This window comes from Phenylobacterium sp., assembly GCF_036723115.1.
Lineage (GTDB): Bacteria > Pseudomonadota > Alphaproteobacteria > Caulobacterales > Caulobacteraceae > Phenylobacterium.
The window spans coordinates 1-1667 of the sequence record NZ_DAIMHV010000259.1; the positions used below are offsets into that span (position 1 = coordinate 1).

Below are 1667 nucleotides of genomic sequence, written 5' to 3' on the forward strand. Positions count from 1 at the left end.
CCCCTTGAGGACCGCCCTCGCTCCTTCCCCCCCCACGGAGGCCCACCATGAACCGACTTCAAGGCAAGACCGCCATCATCACCGGCGCCGCCCTAGGCATCGGCGAAGCCTGCGCCCGACGCATGGCGCAGGAAGGCGCCCGGGTGGCGCTCTTCGACCGCATGACCGACGAGGGCGAGGCCCTGGCCCAGGCGCTGCGGGACGAAGGTCACCAGGCCGGCTTCTGGAGCGTGGACGTCACCGACGAGGCCGCGATGAAGGCCGTTGTGGATGAGGCGGCCGCCCGCTTCGGCGGGCTCTCCATCCTGGTCAACAACGCCGGGGTCTCCGGCGCGCCCAAGCCCACCGACCAGGTGACCGAGGCCGAGTGGGACCTGGTCCAGGCCGTCAATGTGAAGGGGGTGTTCTTCGGGACCAAGCACGCCATTCCCCACCTCCGGGCGGCCGGCGGCGGCTCGATCATCAACCTCTCGTCCATCGCCGGTCTGGTGGGCACGGGCGGAGTGGCGGCCTATCACGCCTCCAAGGGCGCGGTGCGGCTGATGAGCAAGAACGACGCCGTCACCTACGCGCCGGAGAAGATCCGGGTGAACTCCATCCACCCGGCCTACATCTGGACGCCCATGGTGGAGAACCATCTTCGGGCCACGTCGAACGACCTCGCCGCGGCGCGCGCGGCGGCCGACGCCGCCCATCCCATCGGCCATATGGGCGAGCCCGACGATATCGCCTGGGCCGCGGTCTATCTCGCCTCGGACGAATCCAAGTTCGTCACCGGCGCCGAGCTGGTGGTGGACGGCGGCTACACCGCCCGGTGAGCGGCATGACCCCGCTCCCCTCGCCCCACAGCCAGGCCGCCGAGGCCTGCCTGGCCGCGCTGGACTCCGCGCCAGAGGGTCTGAGCCCGGCCGAGGCCAAGGCCCGCCTGGACCGATATGGCCCCAACCGCCTGCCCGAGACGCGCGCCCGCGGTCCCCTGCGCCGGCTCCTGGCCCAGTTCAACAACGTGCTGATCTACGTCCTGCTGGCCGCGGCTGCGGTAACGGCGATGATGCAGCACTGGGTGGATACGGGCGTGATCCTGGCTGTGGTCGTGGCCAACGCCCTCATCGGCTTCCTGCAGGAAGGCAAGGCCGAGGCGGCGATGGCGGCCATCCGCGACCTGCTCGCCCCCCATGCGGCGGTGCTGCGCGAGGGCGTCCGCGCCACCATCGAGGGCGATCAGCTCGTGCCCGGCGACATCGTCCTGCTCGAGGCCGGCGACAAGACGCCGGCGGACCTGCGCATCCTGGAGGCCCGGGGTCTGGCGGCGCAGGAGGCCCTGCTGACCGGCGAGTCCGCGCCGGTGGAGAAGACCGTCGTCCCCGTGGCCCCCGAAGCCTTGCTGGGGGACCGGAGCTCCATGTTGTGGTCCGGCTCCCTCATCACCCAGGGCACAGCCAAGGGCGTGGTGACGGCCACCGGCGCCGACACCGAGATCGGCCGCATCGGCGGACTGCTGGACGAGGTTCAGACCCTGACCACGCCCCTGGTGCAGCAGATGGACCATTTCGCCCGCTGGCTGTCCCTGCTGATCCTGGTGGCCGCGGGTCTCCTGCTGACCTATGCCTATTTCGTCAGCCACCTGGCCTTTTCCGACGCCTTCATGGCGGTGGTGGGGGTGGCGG

At 70.8% G+C, this 1667-nt stretch carries 2 protein-coding genes; both read left to right on the top strand.

All coding sequences use genetic code 11. The features are described 5' to 3' along the window. Positions 1-47: 47 nt before the first annotated feature. Entirely contained in the window at positions 48-818 is a 771-nt protein-coding gene (locus V7D28_RS15255; RefSeq protein ID WP_333588231.1) for an SDR family NAD(P)-dependent oxidoreductase, read from the top strand. Between the two features lie 5 nt (positions 819-823). Next, on the top strand, positions 824-1667 hold an 844-nt coding region (locus tag V7D28_RS15260), incomplete at its 3' end, for an HAD-IC family P-type ATPase (protein WP_333588232.1).

Bases quoted from the DNA above. Each gene is read 5' to 3' on its own strand.
- V7D28_RS15255 (WP_333588231.1), top strand. From the start codon at position 48: ATGAACCGACTTCAAGGCAAGACCGCCATCATCACCGGCGCCGCCCTA.